Source organism: Mesorhizobium sp. RCAM 05104 (assembly GCF_059683645.1).
The window spans coordinates 4,690,709-4,711,491 of the sequence record NZ_CM185033.1 but is presented as its reverse complement, the minus strand read 5'-3'; the positions used below and the strand labels follow the sequence as shown (position 1 = coordinate 4,711,491).

General features: G+C 63.4%; 18 protein-coding genes and 2 pseudogenes. 10 read left to right on the top strand and 10 right to left on the bottom strand.

All coding sequences use genetic code 11. The annotated features are described in order from the left end of the window. The first annotated feature begins 125 nt into the window (after positions 1–125). The 3 genes from phnD (at position 126) to phnE (AC56QP_RS23105) (ending at position 3,521) form a co-directional block, all read left to right on the top strand. A complete protein-coding gene (gene phnD, locus AC56QP_RS23115; protein ID WP_489863341.1) occupies positions 126–1,034 on the top strand; it encodes a phosphonate ABC transporter substrate-binding protein in 909 nt (302 codons plus the stop codon). A 159-nt stretch (positions 1,035–1,193) separates the two neighbouring features. Then, positions 1,194–2,150 carry a phosphonate ABC transporter, permease protein PhnE gene (phnE, locus tag AC56QP_RS23110; protein ID WP_489863342.1) on the top strand — a complete coding sequence of 319 codons (957 nt, stop codon included), beginning with the start codon at positions 1,194–1,196 and terminating at the stop codon, positions 2,148–2,150. A 3-nt stretch (positions 2,151–2,153) separates the two neighbouring features. Next, positions 2,154–3,521, top strand: coding sequence for a phosphonate ABC transporter, permease protein PhnE (gene phnE / locus AC56QP_RS23105; RefSeq protein ID WP_489863343.1), 1,368 nt, complete (start codon positions 2,154–2,156; stop codon positions 3,519–3,521). 351 nt (positions 3,522–3,872) lie between these two features. On the opposite strand, the gene AC56QP_RS23100 is transcribed toward phnE (AC56QP_RS23105), so the two are convergent. The 3 genes from AC56QP_RS23100 to AC56QP_RS23090 all read right to left on the bottom strand — a co-directional run bounded on the left by AC56QP_RS23100 (position 3,873) and on the right by AC56QP_RS23090 (position 7,368). Next, positions 3,873–4,733: a sugar phosphate isomerase/epimerase family protein gene (locus tag AC56QP_RS23100; protein ID WP_489863344.1), complete on the bottom strand. Its 861-nt coding sequence runs from the start codon at positions 4,731–4,733 to the stop codon at positions 3,873–3,875. Positions 4,734–4,978: 245 nt separating this feature from the next. Further along, on the bottom strand, positions 4,979–6,166 hold the full coding sequence (locus tag AC56QP_RS23095) for a Gfo/Idh/MocA family protein (protein WP_489863345.1): 1,188 nt from the start codon (positions 6,164–6,166) through the stop codon (positions 4,979–4,981). A 146-nt stretch (positions 6,167–6,312) separates the two neighbouring features. Beyond that, entirely contained in the window at positions 6,313–7,368 is a 1,056-nt protein-coding gene (locus tag AC56QP_RS23090) for a sugar phosphate isomerase/epimerase family protein (RefSeq protein WP_489863346.1), read from the bottom strand. A 400-nt stretch (positions 7,369–7,768) separates the two neighbouring features. On the opposite strand from AC56QP_RS23090, the gene AC56QP_RS23085 reads away from it, so the two are divergent. From AC56QP_RS23085 to AC56QP_RS23065, 5 genes and pseudogenes are all read left to right on the top strand, one after another. Further along, positions 7,769–8,656, top strand: a complete 888-nt coding sequence (locus AC56QP_RS23085; RefSeq protein ID WP_256751665.1) for a sugar phosphate isomerase/epimerase family protein — start codon at positions 7,769–7,771, stop codon at positions 8,654–8,656. Positions 8,657–8,716: 60 nt separating this feature from the next. Then, complete coding sequence (locus AC56QP_RS23080; RefSeq protein WP_489863347.1) at positions 8,717–9,886, top strand: mandelate racemase/muconate lactonizing enzyme family protein; 1,170 nt, start codon at positions 8,717–8,719, stop codon at positions 9,884–9,886. A 2-nt stretch (positions 9,887–9,888) separates the two neighbouring features. Beyond that, positions 9,889–10,608 carry a FadR/GntR family transcriptional regulator gene (locus AC56QP_RS23075; protein WP_489863348.1) on the top strand — a complete coding sequence of 240 codons (720 nt, stop codon included), beginning with the start codon at positions 9,889–9,891 and terminating at the stop codon, positions 10,606–10,608. Positions 10,609–10,610: 2 nt separating this feature from the next. Then, a pseudogene (locus AC56QP_RS23070) lies at positions 10,611–11,590 on the top strand (hydroxyacid dehydrogenase). A 41-nt stretch (positions 11,591–11,631) separates the two neighbouring features. Then, positions 11,632–12,021, top strand: a complete 390-nt coding sequence (locus AC56QP_RS23065; RefSeq protein ID WP_489863350.1) for a hypothetical protein — start codon at positions 11,632–11,634, stop codon at positions 12,019–12,021. Between the two features lie 25 nt (positions 12,022–12,046). On the opposite strand, the gene AC56QP_RS23060 is transcribed toward AC56QP_RS23065, so the two are convergent. After that, complete coding sequence (locus AC56QP_RS23060; RefSeq protein ID WP_489863351.1) at positions 12,047–13,342, bottom strand: amidase; 1,296 nt, start codon at positions 13,340–13,342, stop codon at positions 12,047–12,049. A 121-nt stretch (positions 13,343–13,463) separates the two neighbouring features. Here AC56QP_RS23060 and AC56QP_RS23055 point away from each other — a divergent pair, with 121 nt between their 5' ends. Further along, a complete protein-coding gene (locus tag AC56QP_RS23055; protein ID WP_489863352.1) occupies positions 13,464–13,811 on the top strand; it encodes a GFA family protein in 348 nt (115 codons plus the stop codon). Positions 13,812–13,920: 109 nt separating this feature from the next. Here the strand turns inward: AC56QP_RS23055 and AC56QP_RS23050 are convergent, their stop codons facing one another. Further along, positions 13,921–15,135 carry an MFS transporter gene (locus AC56QP_RS23050; RefSeq protein WP_489863353.1) on the bottom strand — a complete coding sequence of 405 codons (1,215 nt, stop codon included), beginning with the start codon at positions 15,133–15,135 and terminating at the stop codon, positions 13,921–13,923. Positions 15,136–15,319: 184 nt separating this feature from the next. Between AC56QP_RS23050 and AC56QP_RS23045 the strand changes: the two genes are divergently transcribed. Continuing rightward, positions 15,320–16,306 carry an AraC family transcriptional regulator gene (locus AC56QP_RS23045; protein ID WP_489863354.1) on the top strand — a complete coding sequence of 329 codons (987 nt, stop codon included), beginning with the start codon at positions 15,320–15,322 and terminating at the stop codon, positions 16,304–16,306. Between the two features lie 40 nt (positions 16,307–16,346). Here AC56QP_RS23045 and AC56QP_RS23040 read toward each other — a convergent pair whose 3' ends face one another. The 5 genes and pseudogenes from AC56QP_RS23040 to AC56QP_RS23020 form a co-directional block, all read right to left on the bottom strand. Further along, entirely contained in the window at positions 16,347–17,432 is a 1,086-nt protein-coding gene (locus tag AC56QP_RS23040) for an ABC transporter ATP-binding protein (RefSeq protein ID WP_489863355.1), read from the bottom strand. Positions 17,433–17,538: 106 nt separating this feature from the next. Next, a complete protein-coding gene (locus AC56QP_RS23035; RefSeq protein ID WP_489863356.1) occupies positions 17,539–18,642 on the bottom strand; it encodes an ABC transporter ATP-binding protein in 1,104 nt (367 codons plus the stop codon). Beyond that, positions 18,639–18,860, bottom strand: a complete 222-nt coding sequence (locus tag AC56QP_RS23030; RefSeq protein WP_256751676.1) for a hypothetical protein — start codon at positions 18,858–18,860, stop codon at positions 18,639–18,641. The genes AC56QP_RS23035 and AC56QP_RS23030 overlap by 4 nt, the downstream gene beginning before the upstream one ends. Further along, positions 18,857–19,815 (bottom strand): annotated as a pseudogene (locus AC56QP_RS23025) (carbohydrate ABC transporter permease). The gene AC56QP_RS23030 and the pseudogene AC56QP_RS23025 overlap by 4 nt, the downstream one beginning before the upstream one ends. 1 nt (position 19,816) lies before the next feature. Continuing rightward, the gene (locus tag AC56QP_RS23020) at positions 19,817–20,722 is read right to left on the bottom strand and encodes a carbohydrate ABC transporter permease (RefSeq protein WP_091583477.1); all 906 of its coding nucleotides are present in this window, start codon (positions 20,720–20,722) and stop codon (positions 19,817–19,819) included. Positions 20,723–20,783: the final 61 nt, after the last annotated feature.

Genomic DNA, 20,783 nt, shown 5'->3' with positions numbered 1-20,783 from the left:
TCCGGTTTTTGGGAAAGACCATGGGCCAGGAAAGAGCGATCGGGATCGCCCGCCCGCGTCAAGGGCACCTGTCGAAATCAAGAACGCTGCCGGCGCGGGGCCGGAACCTACAGGAGAGATATCAGATGTTCAGGAAGATGGTTTTTGGCGCCGTTTCGGTGCTCGCAATGGCGACCGGCATTGCCCATGCCGCCGATATGAAGGAATTTCGCGTCGGCATTCTCGGCGGTGAAAACGAGACCGACCGACTGCGCAACTATCAGTGCCTCGCCGACCACCTGAAGGCAGAATTCGGCTTCGAGAAAGTGTCGCTGTTCCCGGCCGCCGATTATGACGGTGTCATCCAGGGCCTGCTCGGTGGCACGCTCGACTTCGCCGAGCTCGGCGCATCCGGCTACGCCAGCGTCGTTCTCAAGGACCCGAAGGCCGTCACCCCGATCCTCACCACCCAGCAGACTGACGGCGCGACCGGCTATTATTCGATCGGCCTGGCGCTCAAGTCCTCCGGCATCACCGACATCAAGTCGGCCAAGGGCAAGAAGCTTGGCTACGCCGATCCGGATTCGACCTCCGGCTATCTGATCCCGCTGACCCAGATTCCGAAGGACACCGGTGCCTCCAACGAAACCTTCTTCGCTTCGACGCAGTTCAATGGTGGCCACGAGAACAACGTTCTGGCCGTGCGTGACGGCAAGGTCGACGTGGCGGTCGACGACTCTTCCGGCATCGGCGACTTCAAGGATGGCTACACCTCCGGCACCTTCCACAAGGAAGTCGCCAAGGGTGCCGTCGACCCCAACGACTTCGTCGAAGTCTGGCGCTCGGGCCTGATCCCGAACGGCCCGCTGGTCGTGCGCACTGCGCTCGGCGACGACATGACCGCGAAGCTTGCCGACTTTTTCACGCAGCTCCCCAAGAAGGACAAGGCCTGCTTCGAAGGCATCGAAGGCGGCGATTTTACCGGCTACGTCCCGGTGAAGCCGGACTTCTACAACGTCATCGTCGAAGCCCGTAAGGCAGCCATCGGCGGCTAACGGTAAAATCAAGAAGGGCGGTGTTACTAAAGCGACGTGCGTCCACTTGGACGCACAAAGTACGCTTTAGCACTTTAGATTGCCGCATCGGACTTTCCGAAAATCGGACTTCGATTTTCGGGCCGATGCGGCGGCACCGCCCTTTTTGCATCTCCGATCATGACCCTTTCCTTGACCGCTCATTCAGACGCGACGCACCAGGCAGCCGATGCCTGGCGACGCCAGACATCCTTGCGCCGGCTCTATACGGCCATCGGTGTCGGCCTGCTCATTGTCGCGCTCTGCGGCTCCATGTGGTTCGCCGACGAAGCCAACGCCGGGCATTTCTTCGACCGGCTGCCGCACATACTGGACTTCCTGAGCTGGCTCGTCCCCAAGGACTGGAACGATGTCTGGCGGGCGATGTTCGACGTCGCCTCCCCACACGACACCGGCACCCAGGAATTCAACTTCCCGCTCGGCCGCGCCTATGTCTGGGGCAGCTTCTACATCCCCGAATATTTCGAGTTGATGCTGACCACGCTGAACGTGGCGCTGGTCTCGACCTTCATCGGTTTCGTCTTTGCCGTGCCGTTCTCCTTCATCGCGGCGCGCAACCTGACGCCGCATCCGGTGCTGCGGCTGATCGTCAAGCGCTTCATGGAACTGCTGCGCGCTTTTCCCGAGATCGTCATCGCCGGTCTGTTCGCGGCCATTGTCTCGATCGGCCCGATCGCCGCCATCATCGCCATCGGCCTGCATTCGATCGGCGCGCTGGGCAAGCTGTTCTACGAGATCAACGAGAACATCGACATGCGCGCCGAGGAAGGCTTGCGAGCGGTCGGCGCCAACTGGTTCGAGCGGATGCGCTTTGCCGGCCTGCCGCAGGTGCTGCCCAACTTCATGTCCTACACGCTGCTGCGAATCGAGATCAACGTGCGCATCTCCACCATCATGGGCGCGGTCGGCGGCGGCGGTATCGGCGAAGAGCTGAAGCTGTCCATCTCTCGCGGCTTCGGCGCCAAGACGATAGCCTTGGTGCTGCTCCTGTTCACCACGATTTTCATCGTCGACCAGTTCTCCGCCTGGCTGCGCCGCAAGCTTGTCGGCGAGCAAGCCTTCATGGTTGGAGCTTAACCGATGACCACCATGACCGCCGATCAGATCCAGTCGATCGAGGAGCGCTTTCCGCACGTGTTCCGGCGCCCATTCCACCAGCGTTTCGGACCGCTGCTGTTGCTTGGAGGCACCCTTGTCTACCTCCTCTACGCCCTGTGGTTCTTCAACCTGCCGCAGGTGATGCGGGACTCGCACTGGGAGCGCCTGCCGCTGTTCCTGACCCAATGGATCAGCTACGACGTGCAGCCGATCTTCCGCCTCGACGAACCGCAGATCACCGCCAAATATCCTCGCTTCTCGGTGCTCGGCCCGGACCCACATCCGGACTGGGTCAAGACCAATGCCGACGGTTCGGTGACGATCCTGATCGATGGCGCCGCCAAGTCGGTCACCTTCAACAAGATGCAAGCGACGATCATTGCCAACGGTGAGACCGTGCCAGTCGCGCTGGACACCGGCAAGCCGCTGATCTCCGGCCCGGTTCCCGACTGGATCATCGCGCATGAGGACGAGGTCGTCGCCGACATGGGATTTGCCGGCGAGGTCCGTGTCGCCGCCGACCGCGTCAAGATACGCAAGCGCTTCCTCGGCTGGGCGAATTTTGTCTTCGATACCCGTTCGCCGTTCTTCGGCAAGTCGGCGGGCGAAGTGGCCTGGCTCATCGTCTCCGGGCCCGAACTCAAGCCGGGCACGTCCAATCTGGCGCTGGCCGGCGACAACATCTGGAACAACGCCCAGTGGCAGCATGGCGACGTCTGGACCAAGCTCTTGCAGACCATCGTCATGGCCTTTCTCGGCACCGCGCTTGGCGGCATCGTCGCCTTCCCGCTCGCGTTCTTCGCCGCCCGCAACATCACGCCCAGCCGGCTGGTCAACCAGGTGCTCAAGCGCTTCTTCGACTTCATGCGCTCGATCGACATGCTGATCTGGGCGCTGTTCTTCACCCGCGCCTTCGGACCGGGTCCCCTGGCGGGCAGCGCCGCGATCTTCTTCACCGAGATCGGCACGCTCGGCAAAACCTATTCCGAGGCGCTCGAAAACATCGACGATAAGCCGCGCGAGGGTGTCGTCTCGACCGGTGCCAACGGCCTTCTGGTGCAGCGCTACGGCGTGCTGCCGGAAGTGATCCCGGTGTTCATCAGCCAGACGCTCTACCAGTGGGAATCCAACACCAGGGGCGCGACCATCATAGGTGCCGTCGGCGCCGGCGGCATCGGCCTGAAGCTGTGGGAAGCGATGCGCACCAACTCCAACTGGGCCAACGTCTTCTACATGGTGCTGCTGACGCTGGTCGTCGTCTTTGTCTTCGACAACATATCGAATTTCCTGCGCCGCCGGCTGAGCCGGACCATTCACGACTACAACCGGATCCAGGCCGAGCAGGGTTAAGCCTTGTGACGCATAAACGTGGGCATCGTAAAGTACCGCGCCAAGGCTCGACCCCCACTCCGTCGAGCTGCGCTCGACACCTCTCCCCCGATCGACGGGGTAGAGGAAAGGCGTCAGGCGTCCGAGCCGACGCCTGTTCTCCTAGGCCGAGGCTTTCTTCCTCTCCCGAGCCACAAGGCTCCCTTTCCTCTCCCTCCGGAGGGGGGAGAGGTGGCTCGGCGAAGCCGAGACGGAGTGGGGGACCACTGGCACTCGCCGCGAACGCAAATAGAAAACGGACTAGGCATAATCATCGTCTCGCCTCGCGCCAGGGTCGTCGACGCAGGTCTCCTTTGCATCACTATCGCCCGATCAAGGCGCCTGAGCGGCGGCCTTCCACCCGTTCCTAATATGCTTGTAACCGTCGCGGTAGACGGCCTCCGGGCTCTCGAAAAAATCGCGCCACACCTTGGTCGCCGCCGCCAGGTCCTTTAGTGAGCGGCCGAACGCCTCGATCGTCAGCCAGTCGTCATAGCCGCTCTTGCGGATCGCCGCGAACGTCTCTCTCCACGGAATATTGCCACGCCCCGGCACGCCGCGATCATTCTCCGAAATGTGGATATGCACGACATTCCCGCGGTGCTTTGTGTAGGCGCCGATCGGGTCGGCCTCCTCGATATTGGCATGGAAGGTGTCGTACATCGCCTTGATGTGCGGCCGGTCGATGGCGTCGATATGCTCTGACAGATCCGCCATCGTGTTGAGAAGATAGCATTCGAAGCGGTTGAGCGCCTCGAGCCCGATGGTGACGCCCTTCTTGCCGGCATGGTCGCCGATGGTGCGTTGCGAGGCGACCGAGCGCTTCTTCTCGGCGGCCGTCGGCCCGGAGCCGGAAAAGGCGCCGAGCGTCGAATGCAGCGGGCCGCTCAGCGTGTTCGCGCCAAGCGCCTGCGCGCAGTCGATCGCCCATTTCATGTATTCGATGCCGGCTTTGCGTGTCGCGGTATCGGCCGAGATCAGGTTCATCGCCGGATCGCCCATGGCTGAAACCGCGGTCCGCTCGAGCCCGATGCGATCGAGCAACTCGCCGAGTTTCCTATAGTCGTCCGGCGTGCCGGCAAAGATCGGTATCTCGACGCCATCGAAGCCGGTCGCCTTGATGTCGCGAAGCAGCGGCTCGTGTTTCTTCGACACCGCCGTCGTCCACAAGAACATGCACATGCCGATCTTCATCGACGCCCCTCCCAATTTGACTGCCGGTTGTTTCCCCAGCCGGTTTTGCCACAAAGTCTCCCCACCTTGCCTTCGCTTCGCTGTGGCCAGGCCCCCTCACTTGGCCGCTTCGCGGCCACCTTTCCCGTTGGGAGAAGAGGCGAATATCCGCGCCGACGATCTCCTCCCCCTCGGGGAGAGGTCGGATTGTCCGAATTGCCGTCAGCAATCCGGGCGAGGGGGACCCTCGTGACCCCGCGGCGCGATTAAAGCTTCGTCCACGCTCCATTCTTCTTCGACGACTTCACGCAAGCCTCGATGAATGCCATGCCTTCGACGCCATCCTGAATGGTCGGAAAGACGACATCCTTTGCCGGCTTGCCGCCTTTGCGTCGTGCCGCGCGGATCGCCCGCGCCGCCTCCTGGTAGATGTTGGCGAAGCCTTCGAGATAGCCTTCCGGATGGCCCGACGGAACGCGGCTGACACGCCCCGCTACCGGCAGCGCGCCGGCGCCATTTCGCGTGATCAGCTGCTTCGGCTGCCCGAACGGCGTGTACCAGAGATAGTTCGGGTCGGCCTGCACCCATTCCAGCCCGCCCTTCGAGCCGTAGATGCGCAGCTTCAGCCCGTTCTCATGGCCAGGCGCCACCTGACTTGCCCAAATCATGCCCTTGGCCGGATGCGTCTTGCCGGCCGGCTTGAAGCGCAGCATGACGTTGACGTTGTCGTCGAGCAGCCGGCCCGGCACGAAGGCGTCGAGATCGGCCGACAAGGAATCGAGTTCCAGCCCGGAGACGAAACGGGCGAGGTTATAGGCGTGCGTGCCGATGTCGCCGAGCGCGCCGCCAGCGCCCGCCTGCTTCGGGTCGCCGCGCCACGACGCCTGCTTCTGGCCGGTGGCGGCAAGGTCTTCGGTCAGCCAGTCCTGCGGATACTCCGACTGCACGATGCGGATGTCGCCCAGCACACCCTTGGCCACCATCTCGCGCGCCTGCCGTACCATTGGATAGGCGGTATAGTTGTGGGTGAGCACGAACACCTTGCCGGTCTTCTCGACGATCGCCGCGAGCTTCTTGGCCTCGGCCAGCGTCGTTGCCAGCGGCTTGTCGCAGATGACGTGGATACCAGCCTCGAGGAAGGCCTTGGCCGCCGGCACATGCACATTGTTGGGCGTGACGATGGCCACCACCTCGATGCCGTCGGGCCGCTTGGCCTCGGCCTTGGCCATCTCGGCGTAGGAGGCGTAGCTGCGATCCGGATCGAGCCCGAGTTCGGCGGCCGATGCCTTGGCCCGCTCAGGATTCGCCGACAGCGCACCGGCCACCAGCACGAAATCATTGTCCATGCGCGCCGCGATCCGGTGCACCGCGCCGATGAAGGCGCCTTGCCCACCGCCGACCATGCCGTAGCGGATGGGGCCGCCTCCCGTTTCCGACTTCGATGCGCCGACCATGTTTTGCTCCCTCGTTGTTTCACTCCCCTTTGAAGGGAGGTCGATCCGCGCAGCGGATCGGGTGGGTCGTAGAGGCAGAGCTCGGCGTGAACCGACCCCACCCGGCCCGTCGGGCCACCCTCCCCTCGAGGGGAGGGAAAGTAGCGTTAAATCCCCATCATGCCGCGCAGCACCTTCTTGTCGGTGGCGCCGCCGGCAAAGTCGTCAAATGCCTTTTCCGTCACCCGGATGATGTGGTGCTCGATGAAGGGTGCGCCTTCGGCAGCACCGTCCTCAGGATGCTTCAGGCAGCACTCCCACTCCAGTACCGCCCAGGAATCGTAATTGTACTGCGTCAGCTTGGAAAAGATGCCGCCAAAATCCACTTGCCCGTCGCCGAGCGAGCGGAAGCGGCCGGCGCGGTTGGTCCAGCTCTGGTAGCCCGAATAGACGCCCTGCCGGCCGGTCGGGTTGAACTCGGCGTCCTTGACGTGGAACGCCTTGAGGCGCTCGTGGTAGATGTCGATGAATTCGAGATAGTCGAGCTGCTGCAACAGGAAGTGCGACGGATCGTAATTGATGTTGCAGCGCTTGTGGCCGCCAACCGCGTCGAGGAACATCTCGAAGGTCGCGCCGTCGAACACGTCCTCGCCAGGATGGATCTCGTAGCCGACATCGACGCCATTGTCCTCATAGACATCCAGGATCGGTTTCCATCGCTTGCCGAGTTCGGCGAACGCCTCCTCGATCAGGCCGGCCGGCCGCTGCGGCCAAGGATAAAGGTAAGGGAAGGCTAACGCACCGGAAAAGGATACCGAGGCCTTGAGGCCCAGGTTCTTCGAGGCCTTGGCGCCGAACTCCATCTGTTCGACCGCCCATTTCTGCCGCGCCTTGGGATTGTTGTGCACCGAGGGTGGCGCGAAGCCGTCGAACTGCGCGTCATAGGCCGGATGCACCGCCACCAATTGCCCCTGCAAATGCGTCGACAATTCGGTGATCTCGACGCCGGCCTCGGCGCAAATGCCCTTGACTTCGTCGCAATAGGTCTTGGAAGAGGCCGCCTTCTTGAGATCGAACAGCCGCGCGTCCCAGGTCGGGATCTGCACGCCCTTGTAGCCGAGGCCGGCCGCCCATTTGGTGATCGAGGCCAATGAATTGAACGGCGCGGCATCGCCCGCGAACTGCGCCAGAAACAGCCCAGGGCCCTTCATCGTTGTCGGCATCGGCATCCTCCCTCGTTTTCATCGCGACCAAGCATAGCGCCGATTGGAAGCAGGGCCAGCCACTTTGGTCTTTTCACAGCAGCGCTTGAACACGCCGCCATTCTGGTATTACCAAATATGGCGACTTGGTCAAGCCTCGCGATGCGCCGCCGGAGCCCTTCGGGCACGCTGAGAGACGTTGTATATTTCAATATAATCAATGAAGTAGCCCGGATCGAAAGTTACATTCCCGCACTTCTTGCCGTCCTGAAGAATTTGCTGTAGACCTCGGTTGAGGCCCAATTGGTCGAACCAGTTTGCGAGAAAAGGCTGGGGATGCCTTGGGGAGGAACCCTTGCGTCGCCTTTCGGTGATGCATGTCGCAGGCGAACCATACAGGCGAATTTGGGAAGGACAGACCATGCATCTTTCGACGCACAACTGGATGCGCGCGGAACCCTTGGAGACGACGCTTAAGCGCATCAAGAAATTCGGCTATGAGTCGATCGAGATTTCCGGCGAGCCCGAGCAGTACAAGACCAGGGAGACGCGCGCGCTCCTCAAGGAACATGGCATTCGCTGCTGGGGCGCGGTGACGCTAATGCTAGGCGAGCGCAACCTCGCCGCCAAGAACCAGGGCCAGCGCGAACGCTCCGTTCAATACGTCAAGGACGTGCTGACCATGGTCAGCGAACTCGATGGCGAGATCATCACGCTGGTTCCGGCCACCGTCGGCAAGGTGGTGCCGGATGGCACCGAGGAAGAAGAATGGAAGTGGGTCGTCGACGCGACCCGCGAATGCTTCACCCACGCCAAGAAGGTCGGCGTCAAGATCGCCGTCGAACCGCTGAACCGCTTCGAGACCTATCTGTTCAACCGCGGCGCCCAGGCCCTGGCGCTGGCCGACGCGGTCAGTCCGGAATGCGGCGTCTGCCTCGACGCCTACCATATCCATATGGAAGAATTTAACGTCTACGACGCAATCCGTCAGGTCGGAAAGCGCCTGTTCGACTTCCACGTCGCCGACAACAACCGCTTTGCCGCCGGCCTCGGCCAGATCGATTGGCCAAAGATCGTCGCCACGTTGAAGGAGGTCGGTTACGACGGCGCGCTGACCAACGAGTTCGTCGCACCGGTCGACCGCACGCCAGCCGCGCCCTATCCCGACATGGTCGAGCGCCATCCGGTCGACATCTCGCCCGAACAGCTGAAATTCATCCAGGATCACGGCTCGAGCGTGCTGACGGAGAAATTCTACACCGACCAGATGCGCATCACCGCCGAAACGTTGCTGCCGCTGATCAAGTAGTAGACTGCTGTTGGGAAATTCGCCCTTCCGCCCCGACCGGCGGCAGGGCTGGGGAAGATGATGCGTATCAAGACCGTCCAAGCCTGGTGGGTCCGCATCCCGATCGAAGCCGCACGGCAACACCGCAGCGATTTCGGTCAGGTGACGACCTTTGACGCCGCCATCCTGCGCATCGAGACCGATGACGGGCTGGTCGGCTGGGGCGAAGGCAAGAACGCCGCCGGCAGCGCCGGCAGCTACGGCGCCCTTGTCCACATGCTCAACCGCGAGGTCGGGCCGCAGCTGATCGGTCGCGATCCGGCCGATATCGGGATCATCTGGGAGATGCTCTACAATGGCGTGCGCCACGACAGTGCCGCGCGCGCCGGCCACGCCATGCCGCAGCTGGCGCGGCGCGGCATGAGCGTCGCGGCGATCAGCGCGGTCGACATCGCGCTGTGGGACATTCTGGGCAAATCGCTTGGAGTTCCGGTCTGGCGGCTGCTCGGCGGCCGCAAGCTTGATCGCATGCCGGCCTACGCGTCCGGCGGCTGGGCACCCGCCGAGGCCATCGGCGAGCAATTGAAGTCCTATATCGCCAGGGGCGGCTTCAAGGCGCTGAAGATGCGGGTCGGCGCCATGGACGGCGCCGCGCATGTCTCCGCCGCGCGCGTCCGCGCCGCGCGGCAGGCGCTGGGTCCCGATATCGAATTGATGGTCGACGCGCATGGCACCTACACGGTGGGCGAAGCCAAGCGCTTCATCCATCTCGTCAACGATTTGGATCTCGCCTGGTTCGAGGAACCGATCATCGCCGACGACAAGCCGGGCATGGCTGAAGTGCGCGCGTCCGGCCCCATTCCAATCGCCACCGGCGAAAGCGAAGCGACGCGCTATGCCTTCCGCGACCTCGCCGTGCTCAAGGCCGCCGACATCTTCCAGCCGGATCCCGCCTTTTGCGGCGGCATCAGCGAGGCGATGAAGATCGGCACCATCGCCAGCGCCTTCAACCTGCGCTTTGCCCCGCATCTGTGGGCCGGCGCACCCTGCTTTTTCGCCGGGCTGCACGTTTGTGCCGCGTCGCCGTCGAGTTTCACCGTTGAATATTCGCTCGGCGCCAACCCGATGATCCATGATCTGGTCGAAGAGACTGTCGAAGCACGGGACGGTATGGTAGCGATCCCGGAAAAGCCGGGTCTGGGATTCACCATTTCGGAACGGTTCCTGGAGGCGCACGCGCAACGCGATTGACAATGAAAGAAAAGAACCTTCTCGCGGAACTCGCCGCCTACCTGTTCTCCCATTCGGACAAGGAGACCGGCCGAACGCCGTCGGAACGCGAGCTGGCGGAGCATTTCGGCGTCAGCCGCGGTCAGATCCGCGAGGCGCTCGCCATTCTCGAGGCCATGCGCATCGTCGAGCGCCGCGCCAAATCCGGCATCTACATCGACACCAAGCAGGCCAGCGTCGAAGCGATGGCGCTGTTCGCGCGCGCCGGCCTGCCGCTCGACCCGATCCAGATCTACGAGACGGTCGAATTGCGCAAGATCCACGAAATCAAGGCCGCCGAGCTTGCCTGTTCGCGCGCCACCGAGGAGAATTTCGAGCGGCTGCGCGAAATCCTGAAAGCTTCGGAAGACCGCATCGCCGCAGGCGAGGGTCTTGCCAAGGAAGACCGCGAGTTTCACCTCGAGATCGTCCGCGCCACCAAGAACAGCGTGTTCCACAATGTCTGCAGCGTCTATTACATGATGGGCGAACAGCGCCTGCCGATCTATTTCAACGACCCCGAGCGCAGCGTGCGCTCGCATGCCGAGCACATCCAGATCTATGAGGCGCTGCTGCGCCGCGACGGCAACCTCGCCCAGGCGCTGATGAGCGCCCATCTGCAAGGCGCGGAGAGCTACTGGAAGGGCCTTATCGAGGGCGGCAAGGCGGTTGCGTCCGCAAGCCCTACGCTCGAAAAGGCCTGACCGTGCCAAGGATCCTGTCGACTCATCCGCTGCATCCGCGCGCCTCGGCGATGCTGGCCGGCGCCGGTGAACTTGTCGTTGCATCCGCTCTCGATCCAGGCACGCTTGCCACCGAGGCGAAGAATGCCGACATCGTCATCGTGCGCGCCCCCTGCCGCCAGCGCTATTCGAGAATGCGGTGAAGCTGCGGGCCGCGATCCGCCATGGCGCCGGGCTCGACATGATCCCGATGGAAGCAGCTTTCGCGGCCGGCGTGCTGGTGGCCAATGTGCCGGCGGTCAATGCCCGCTCGGTTGCCGAACACGTCATGTTCACGGCCCTCGCCTTGCTGCGCAACTTCCGCGTCGTCGACCGCGACCTGCGCGCCAAAGGCTGGCTTGCCGGCCGCGAGCACGCCAACTCCAACAGCGAGCTTGCCGGCAAGACGATCGGCATTGTCGGCCTCGGCGCCGTCGGACAGGCTGTCGGCCATATCGCGGCACACGGCTTCGACCTGAAGGTGGTGGCAACGACGCGCAGCATGCAGCCGGCACCTGAGAAGGTCGGCTTCCTGTCGATCGACGCGCTGGTCGAACAAAGCGACATCATCGTCCTGTGTTGCCCGCTGACGCCGGAGACACGCGGCCTGATCAACCGTGAGCGGATCGCGCGCATGAAGCCGAATGCGCTGCTGATCAACGTTTCGCGCGGACCGGTCGTCGACGACGACGCGCTGATCGAGGCCTTGCGGAAACGCCGCATCGGCGGTGCCGCGCTCGACGTGTTTTCGACGCAGCCGTTGCCATCAAATCATCCCTATTTCGGCTTCGACAATGTCATCATCACCCCGCATATGGCGGGGATCACCGAGGAATCGATGATGCGCATGGGCGTCGGCGCGGCGGGCGAGGCCTTGCTCGTACTGGCAGGCAAACTGCCGGTCAATCTGCGCAATCCGGAAGTGGTCGATCACTACCGGCGGCGGTTTCCGGCCAACAGATAGCGCATCGCGGTTTCGCCCCAATTCTCCGCGACGTTGCAGCCATGTCCGGTCCTCGCCTCGCATTTCTGATTGCCGCGGCCTCGTCCATCTGCACCTTGCCGGCATTCGCCGCGGCCGAGAGCAGCTATGTCTATTGCGACAATGGGCTGCGTTGCTTCAAGGCGCCCTGCCCGTCGAACAGCGCGCTTGATCTTACCACCGGCACGATCATCAAGGGTGTGTCTATCGACATCAGCGGATTGCCGCAGGCCGACAAGGCGATAACCGATCAGTCCGACGTGCTTTATGCCGGAAAGATCGTCGTCAGGGGCTCGATCGAGCAGCGCACCCAGACCATCACCGGCAAGGACTACGGCCTGTCCTGGCTCGTCGCGACCCGCATCGTACGGACCGCCAGGGACAGCGAACGCAAGCACTGCTCATCACACTGATCCGCAGTTCGCGGTCCACTGCCGATCAGCCGCCCAGCAGCCTTTCGACTTCAGCGGCAATCCGCATCAAATGCCGGTCATGGCCGTTGCGCGCGACCAGCATCAGTCCGGCCGGCAGCGCCATATCAGGCATCGGTAGCGAGATCGCGCAGAGGTCGAACTGGTTGGCGACCTGTGTGTTGCGCAGGAGCAGGCCTTCGGTATGATCACGCAGTTCGGCATCCTCGGCCATGGAAACGATGGTCGGCGCCGTCACCGGCGTGGTTGGCAGCGCCAGAACATCGACCGACGCCAGGCGCTCATCCATGGCGGCGGCGAGCGCCGTACGGCGCCGCATTGCCCTGATATAGACCGGCGTCGGCAACATGGCCGCCCGCGACAAAGGCCCGCTGACATGTGGGTCGACCGGCACTGATACCCCTGTCGCCAGCCAGTCGGCATGCACTTCGGCCCCTTCCATGGCGGCGATCGAACCCCGCTTGGTCGTCGCGCGCATATCGGCAAGCAGATCGTCCATCGACAGGTCCGTGACCCGAGCACCGGCCAGTTGGAGCTTCCCGAGACAATGCTCGAATGCCGCCGCGACCTCGCCTTCCGTGTTCCAGAAAAGAACGCCCCGCGGGATGCCGATGCGAAGTCCGGCAAGCGGGATCGGCGCCAGCGCGGTCGGCACCTCGCCGGCCATCACTGCGTCAGCGAAAGCACACTGGGCGACGGTTCGGGCAAGCGGCCCGATCGAGTCCAGTGTGGCGGACAACGGGAAGGCGCCGGTAAGCGGCACCCGCCGCGCCGTCGGCTTGAAGCCGACGACGCCGTTGAGCGATGCCGGGATACGCACCGAACCGCCGGTATCGGAACCGATGGATATTTCGCTCGTCCCCTCGCCCACTGAAACGCCGGCGCCCGAGGAGGAACCCCCTGCAATGCGGCTGGCATCCGCCGCGTTGCCGGGCGTGCCGTAATGCTGGTTGTCGCCGATGGCGGTGAAGGCGAATTCGGTCATGTTGGTCTTGCCGATGATCACCGCGCCGGCCTGCCGCAGCCGGCTGACGATGGCGGCGTCGCGCGGAGCCGGCGTCGCGGTCCTGAGCATCAGAGAACCGGCCGTGGTTGGTTCACCGGCGATATCGAACAGATCCTTGATCGAGACGATGGTCCCGTCGAGCGGTCCGAGCGTCACACCTGCCCGCTTGCGGGCATCGCTGGCGTCGGCCGCGGCCCGCGCGGGCTCCGCGTAGATCTTCGTGAACACGCGCTCTTCCCCGGCACGGGCGGCGAGGCGCGCGAGGATGATTTCCAGATGATCCCGGACGGGTTGCATTGTCGGTGTCGGACTCCGGACGTGTTGAACGTCTTAAGGGCGGAAGCCAGTTGCATGGCTTGCCGAGACTTAACCCGGCGCAGGCGGTTTTGCACCCCTGCCGGATGGAGGGAATAACCCGATGCTCTACAAAGGCAGCTGTCACTGCGGCAAGATCGCCTTCGAGTTCAAGGCTGAGCTGACCGTTGCCGTGCGCTGCAATTGCTCGATCTGCTCGCGCAAGGGCGCGCTGTTGTGTGCCATCCCGCACCAGACGCTGCGGGTTCTGGCCTGGGGCGATGATTTGGGCATCTACACATTCGGCGGTCACGCCATCGCGCACCGCTTCTGCCGCACCTGCGGGATCCATCCCTTCGCCGAGGATGTCCGCGAAGGCAGCTGGCGCAGTGCCTATATCAACATCCATTGCGTCGCCGATCTCGACCTCTCCACCTTACAGGTCTTCGACTTCGACGGTCGCGCGGTTTGAGTTCGCTTGTCCCTGCCATCACAACGGCAACGGCCCGAAAACCATGATGGTTGTCGGGCCGTTGCGCAATGTCTGGACGCCTTGTCTATGTCGCCCCGTTGGGCTGAGACTATTCAGCCTGCTTCGGGCCGCGCAGGAACACCACGATCGCCGCCAGCAAGGTCGCCGCGCCGCAATAGGCGAAAGCGCTGGCCACGCCGGCATGGTCGACCAGCAGGCCGCCAAACACCGCGCCCAGCGCAATCGCCACCTGGAAGGTCGCCACCATCAGTCCGCCGGCGCTTTCGGCCTGGTCGGGTGCGGCCCGCACCAGCCAGCTCTGCAGCCCGACCGGCACCGCGCCGAAGGCAAAGCCCCAGGCCGCGACAGCGGTAGCCGCGACCGTCGGCGAGGCGCCGAAGACCAGCATCGAGGCGGCTGCAAGAGCAATCAGCAACGGTGCCAGCGCAACGGCTGCCTTGAGGTTGCGCTCGGCCAGGATGCCACCGGCGACGTTGCCGAAGAAGCCACCAATGCCGTAGGCCAGCAGCACGAGCGAGATCGTCTCGATGTCGAGTACGGGGACCTTCTCGAGGAAGGGACGGACATAGGTGAAGCCGGCAAAGTGTCCTGAAGCAACCAGCAGCACGACCAGCAGCGCTACCCTGATCGACGGGCGTTCGAGCACATCGAGCAAGGTGCGGAAGCTCGCCACGCCCACGGGCGGCAGCTTCGGAATAGTGGCAATCTGCACCAGCAGTGCAAGCGCGCCGACGACGGTGGCGATCATGAACGCCGTGCGCCAGCCCCAGATGTCGCCGACATAGGCGCCGACCGGAGCGGCGGTAACGGTGGCCAGCGAAACGCCGGTCAGGATGATCGACATGGCACGCGGCATCAGCCGCATCGGCACCAGCCGCAGCGCCATCGCCGCCGACATCGCCCAGAAGCCGCCGAGGGCGACGCCGAGCGCGACGCGCGCAAGCAGAAGCATGGAAAGCGACGAGGCAAAGGTGGCCAGGAGGTTCGACAGGATCAGGAACACCGTCAGCATCCACATCACCAGCCTGCGGTCCATGCGCCTAGTGATGATGGCCATGGTGGGCGCGGCAATGGCACCGACGATGGCGGTTGCCGTCACCGCTTGTCCGGCCACGCCCTCGCTGACGCCGAGATCGCGCGCCATCGGCGTCAGCAGGCTGGCGGGCAGGAATTCCGCCGTCACCAGTCCGAACACCCCGAGCGCAAGTGACACCACGGCACCCCATGCCGGCTCGGTTCGTTCGTCGGAATCAGCAGGGTTCAAAAGTGTGGCGTCGATGACGCCCGTCGCGGGTTCCGCCATGGTCAGTCTCCGATCTGTTTGCAGCGCCACATAGGCAATGACCGACCGGGGCTCCACCCGTTACATGCCTTGCCCTCGCGGCTTGGCACTGTGGCCGGTCTTCCACCTTGTTTGCGGCGCAACATTTGGCTGCACTGCAACATAGGGCGTGACCACCTGGAGTTTCCATGCTAGAAACCCCATTATGTTTGACCATTCGTCCAAAATTCCCGTCACTGGCGACCCGCTGACAGACATTCTGCGCGGGTTACGTCTGGATGGCGTCGAGTATGGCCGCTGCGAACTGAAGGAGCCGTGGGGCATCCAGTTCCCGGCTCATCCCGCCGCCCGGTTTCACTTCGTCGGCCGCAGAGGGTGCTGGTTGAAGCAGCCGTCCGGCGAGTGGGTTGAGCTCAATGCCGGCGATGCCGTGCTGTTGCCGCGAGGCGCTGCCCATGTGCTGGCCAGCGAACCCGGCGCGCAGGCCTGGCCAATTCACAGTTACAAGCGCGAGGAGATCTGCAAGGACGTCTTCTGTACGTCGAACGCGGAGATGTGTGACAAGGATTGCCAGCCGGGAACGCTGCTGTTCTGCGCCAGCATGTACTTCAACCTCGACGGTCTGCATCCCTTGCTCGGCATGATGCCGGATGTAATGCGCACGCACGAGCTCGAAGCCTACGAACCGGGTATTCCACATCTGTTGGAGGCGATGGCGCGCGAAGTGACGATGGAGCGCGTCGGCTCTGGCGGCATTCTGGCGCGGCTGGCCGATGTGCTGGCCGCCACCGTCATCCGCTCATGGGTCGAACGTGGCTGCGGTGACTCGTCCGGCTGGATCGCGGCGGTCAGGGATCGGGAAATCGGCCGCGTGCTGGCCGCCATCCACCTCGAACCGAACCACGACTGGACCGTGGAGTCGCTGGCCAAGATGATGGGCGCCTCGCGATCCGGCTTTGCCGAGCGTTTCGCCACCATCGTTGGAGAAACGCCGGCGCGATATGTCACCCAGGTCAGGATGCACCAGGCGCGACAGTGGCTGGTCCGCGACCGGATGAAAATATCAGTCGTTGCCGCGCGCCTCGGCTATGAATCGGACGCCGCCTTCAGCCGCGCCTTCAAGCGCGTCATCGGCTCGGCACCCAGCCACCTTCGCGCCGAAGAACAGGCTGACATCCGCCAAGCCGGCTGAGTCGGGGGAGTTCGCTCCGACCCGGTCAATCCGCGGCGACCTACCCGGCGTGCCGCAAGCTGACACCACTGCCTTTGTCGAACAGCACCACCTTGTCCGGGTTCCAGGCAAAGCGCACAGCCTGCTCGATGGCGACATCGGTCCTGGCTGGCACTGTTGCACGCAGCGTAGCGTCGCCGACGCGCAGCGTCAGGATCTTCTCGACGCCATGGTTCTCGACGTCGTGGATGCGCGCCTCAACCGGCGCGCCACTCTCAAGATAGACGTCCTCGGGACGAATGCCGAAGACGAGCGGGCGGCCATCGGTCGCGCCGCTCGCCCTGGCTCCCCCAGAAAAGGGCAGTTCGAAGTTCAACGGCGCCATCACCGCGCGGCCATTCACCAGCCTGCCGTCGATGAGGTTCATCGGCGGCGAGCCGACGAAGCTCGCCACATAGGTGTCGCGCGGATTGTTGTAGATTTCATGCGGCGTGCCGGTCTGGACGATGCGGCCATGGTTGAGCACGCCGACCTTGTCGCCCATCGACATCGCCTCGATCTGGTCGTGGGTGACGAACAGGAAGGTGGCGCCGAGCTGCATCTGCAGATTCTTCAGTTCCGTGCGCAGCGCCTCGCGCAGCTTCGCGTCGAGCGCCGACAGCGGCTCGTCCATCAGGAACACACGTGGCTTACGCACGATGGCGCGGCCGATGGAGACGCGCTGCATCTCGCCGCCGGACAGCCGGTCGGTCTTGCGGTCGAGCAGATGCTCGATCCTCAGCGTGCGGGCGGCGCGATCGACGCGGTCCTTGATCTCGGCGTCGGGCAGCCGGCGGATCTTCGGCTTCAGCGGGAACTCGAGGTTCTCGCGTACCGTATAGCGTGGATAGAGCGAATATTGCTGCAGCACCAGCGCCACATCGCGCTCGGCCGCCCCCCAGTCGGCGACATCGACGCCATCGATGAAGACCTGGCCTTCGCTCGGCTTCTCGAGGCCGGCGATCAGTCTCAGCGTCGTCGTCTTGCCGGCGCCCGTCTCGCCCAGCAGCACGAAGAATTCGCCATCGGCGATGTCGAGATCGAGCCCGGTCAAGGCGGTATGATTGCCGAATGTCTTCGAGATGTTCTTGAGCTGGATATGGGCCATGGTCAGTTGTCTCGATTCTGTTCGAGGGCGGCCTGCCCTCCGCTATGGCTCCGGGCGTTCGACTGTTCGAAAAGCCAGATCGTTGGCTCTTCGCGGCCTTTGGCCGTCACAGTCTCACCCCCAGCGACTTGCCGCTTGCCGTGTCGAAAAAATGCGCCTGGGCCGGATCGATCCTTGCGAACACCTTCTCGCCGGGACCGCTGACGAAGCCGCTCTTGGTGCGCGCGCGCAGCATCTTGGAGCCGACCTTGAGGTCGACGATATCGAAGGAGCCGAGCGGCTCGACGATCTGCGTCTCGACCGGCAGGAACCCTTCCGCCGCATCGTGGCGAATGAGAACGCCCTCCGGCCGGATGCCGAGCGCCAGCTGGCCACCGGCATGGCCGTTGAGCTTCGACAGCAGCGCCCGCGGGAACTCGAAGCCGGCGGCAGCTCCACCGACCGTCACCGAGACCGACGAAGCCTTTTCGGCGACTGCAGCGTCGGCGACGTTCATCACCGGACTGCCAACGAATTGCGCCACGAACAGATTGGCCGGATGCGAATACACCTCGTCCGGCGAGCCGACCTGCTGCAGCACGCCTTCATGCATGATGACGATGCGGTCGGCGAGGCTCATCGCCTCGATCTGGTCGTGGGTGACATAGATGGTGGTCGAACCCTGCTTGATGTGCAGCCGCTTGATCTCGGCCCGCATCTCCTCGCGCAGCTTGGCGTCGAGCGCGCCGATCGGCTCGTCCATCAGCATCGCTTTCGGCCGCCGCACCAGCGCGCGGCCGATGGCGACGCGCTGCATGTCGCCGCCTGAAAGCGCGGACGGTTTCTTGCCGAGCAGGTCCGATATCTGCAGCGTCTTGGCGACCGAGCGCACTTCCTGGTCGATCTCGCTTTTGCTCTTGCGCGTGGCTCGCAAGGGGAAGGCGATGTTCTCGTAGACGCTCATATGCGGGTAGAGCGAAAACGACTGGAAGACCATGGCGATGTCGCGATCGGCGGCCTTGAGATGCTGGATGGGTTTGCCGTCGATGAGGATGTCGCCCTCGTCGATCGTCTCCAACCCGGCGATGGCGCGCAACGTCGTCGTCTTGCCGCAGCCAGACTGGCCGAGCAGCACGATGAACTCGTTGTCGCTGATCTTGAGGTTCAGGTCCTTGATGACCTGGACGGCGCCGAAGAATTTCTGGACACCGCGAAGCTCGATCTGGGTCAATGCTGTGCTCCCGGATTTCGCATCTGTCCCGTGCCGGCTTTTTCTTCCGGTGCGATCTTCGACGTGATGTTGAAGCCGATCAGGCCGATCAGGATGATGGTCAGGCCATATGTGTGCAGCAACATGTTCCAGGGCTGGCAGAGTGCGACGATGCCGAGCACCATCAGAATCTGCGATCCGGGCTCCAGGTATTTCTGGTTGATGGCGCGAAAGCTCATTTACGGATCGCTCCGAAGGACATGCCGCGCAGCAGATGGTTGCGGAGCATGAAGGTGAAGATCGCGACCGGCAGCAGGAACAGGAAGGTTCCGGCGGCGATCACCGTCCAGTCCGGCAGGCCGGAGCCGACCTGGCTGGGGATGAAGGGGGTGCTGTCTGGGCGCGGCGGTTGGTCATGATCAGCGCGAAGGCATATTCGTTCCACGCCGTGATGAAGCAGAACACGGCGGTGGCGGCGATGCCGGTGGCGGCCTCCGGCAGCACGATCTTGAAGAAGGCTTCCATGCGCGTGTAGCCATCGACGAGGGCCGCCTCCTCATACTCCTTCGGAATCTCGTCCATGAAGCCCTTCATCAGCCACACCGAGAAGGACAGGTTGAAGGCGGTGTAGAGGATGATCAGGCCGACATGGGAATCGTTGAGGCCGACCGCCCGGTACATCAGGAACATCGGGATCGCCACCACGACCGGCGGCAGCATGCGCGTCGACAGGATGAAGAACAAAAGGTCCGCCTCGCCCTTCACCTTGAAGCGCGAGAAGCCATAGGCGGTGAACGTGCCCATGCCTACCGCCAGCACCGTCGAGGTGATGGCGATGATCAGCGAGTTCAGGAAGCGGCTCGGATATCCCGACCACTGCACCTGGCCCTTGCCGTCGCGCACGATCTTTTCGCCGCCGTCGAAGACGACGCGCTCCCACCACGGAGCGGCCGCGTACTCTTCCGGCGACGGCGGGCTGCGCATTTGCGAGCGCTTGGTGAACAGCTTCACGAAAGGCGATATTTCCGGCTGGAAGACGACCGTCGGCGGGATGGTGGTGGCGAGGTTGCGCGGCTTGAACGCCGTCGAGGCGATCCAGTAGATCGGCGCCAGGAAGATGATCGTCACCACCAGCACGGCGACGATGGCGACGCGGTTGAAGCCGATTTCGGAAGAAGTGCGGACGGCGGCCATCTCAGCGCTCCTTCACCTTGTTGAGGTATTTGACGTAGATGTTGGTGATCGCCAGCACCATGATCAGCACGATGTAGGCCAGCGCGCAGGAGCGCCCGGTCTGCCATTCCTGGAATGCCATCTTGTAGAGCCGGATCGAGATCAGCTCGGCCGTCGGCTGGCTGGTCAGGATGTAGGCAAGGTCGAAGGTCTTGAACGCTTCCATGGTGCGGAAGATGACGGCGATCATCAGGATCGGCGCGACCAGCGGCAGCGTGATGCGGAAGAAGGTGTAGAACGGCCCGGCGCGATCGATCGCGGCGGCTTCGTAGAGATGCTTCGGCACCGCCGACAGGCCGGCCAGCGACAACAGCATGACGAAGGGCGACCACATCCAGATGTCGGTTAGCGCAACGGCATAGAGTGCCATCTTCGGATCCGACAGCCATTCGAAGGTACCGAGGCCGAGCGCATAGTTGATGATGCCAAAGGACGGGTCGTAAAGCAGCTTCCAGAACAGGCCGACGACGGCCATCGACAGCATCATCGGCAGCAGTAAAAGCGTCGTCAGCAACCCCTTCATCGGAATGTCGCGGTTGAGCAGCATCGCCACGCCGAAGCCGACAAGCAACTGTCCGGCGACCGAGATGATGACGTACTTCGCGGTGATGGCGAAGTTGGACCACACATAGGGATCGTTGAGCAGGTCGCGATAGTTCTGCAGGCCGACGAAGTTCGCCGGCGCGTTGGTCGACGCGCGAAAGTCAGTGAAGGAATAGCCGAGCGAATAGATCAGCGGAAAGATGTTGAAGACGATCAGGAACAGGACCGTCGGGATGATGAAGAGGTTGCGGATCGAAATGTCGCTGAGGCCGCGCGCGGCCGCTCTTGAAGACCTGTCCAGTGTGGTGATCATCGTGGTCGCCAAGACCCTGCTCCCGTTTGCAGAAAAAGAAACGGAGGAGGCACCGACGCCCCCTCCGTGAGCC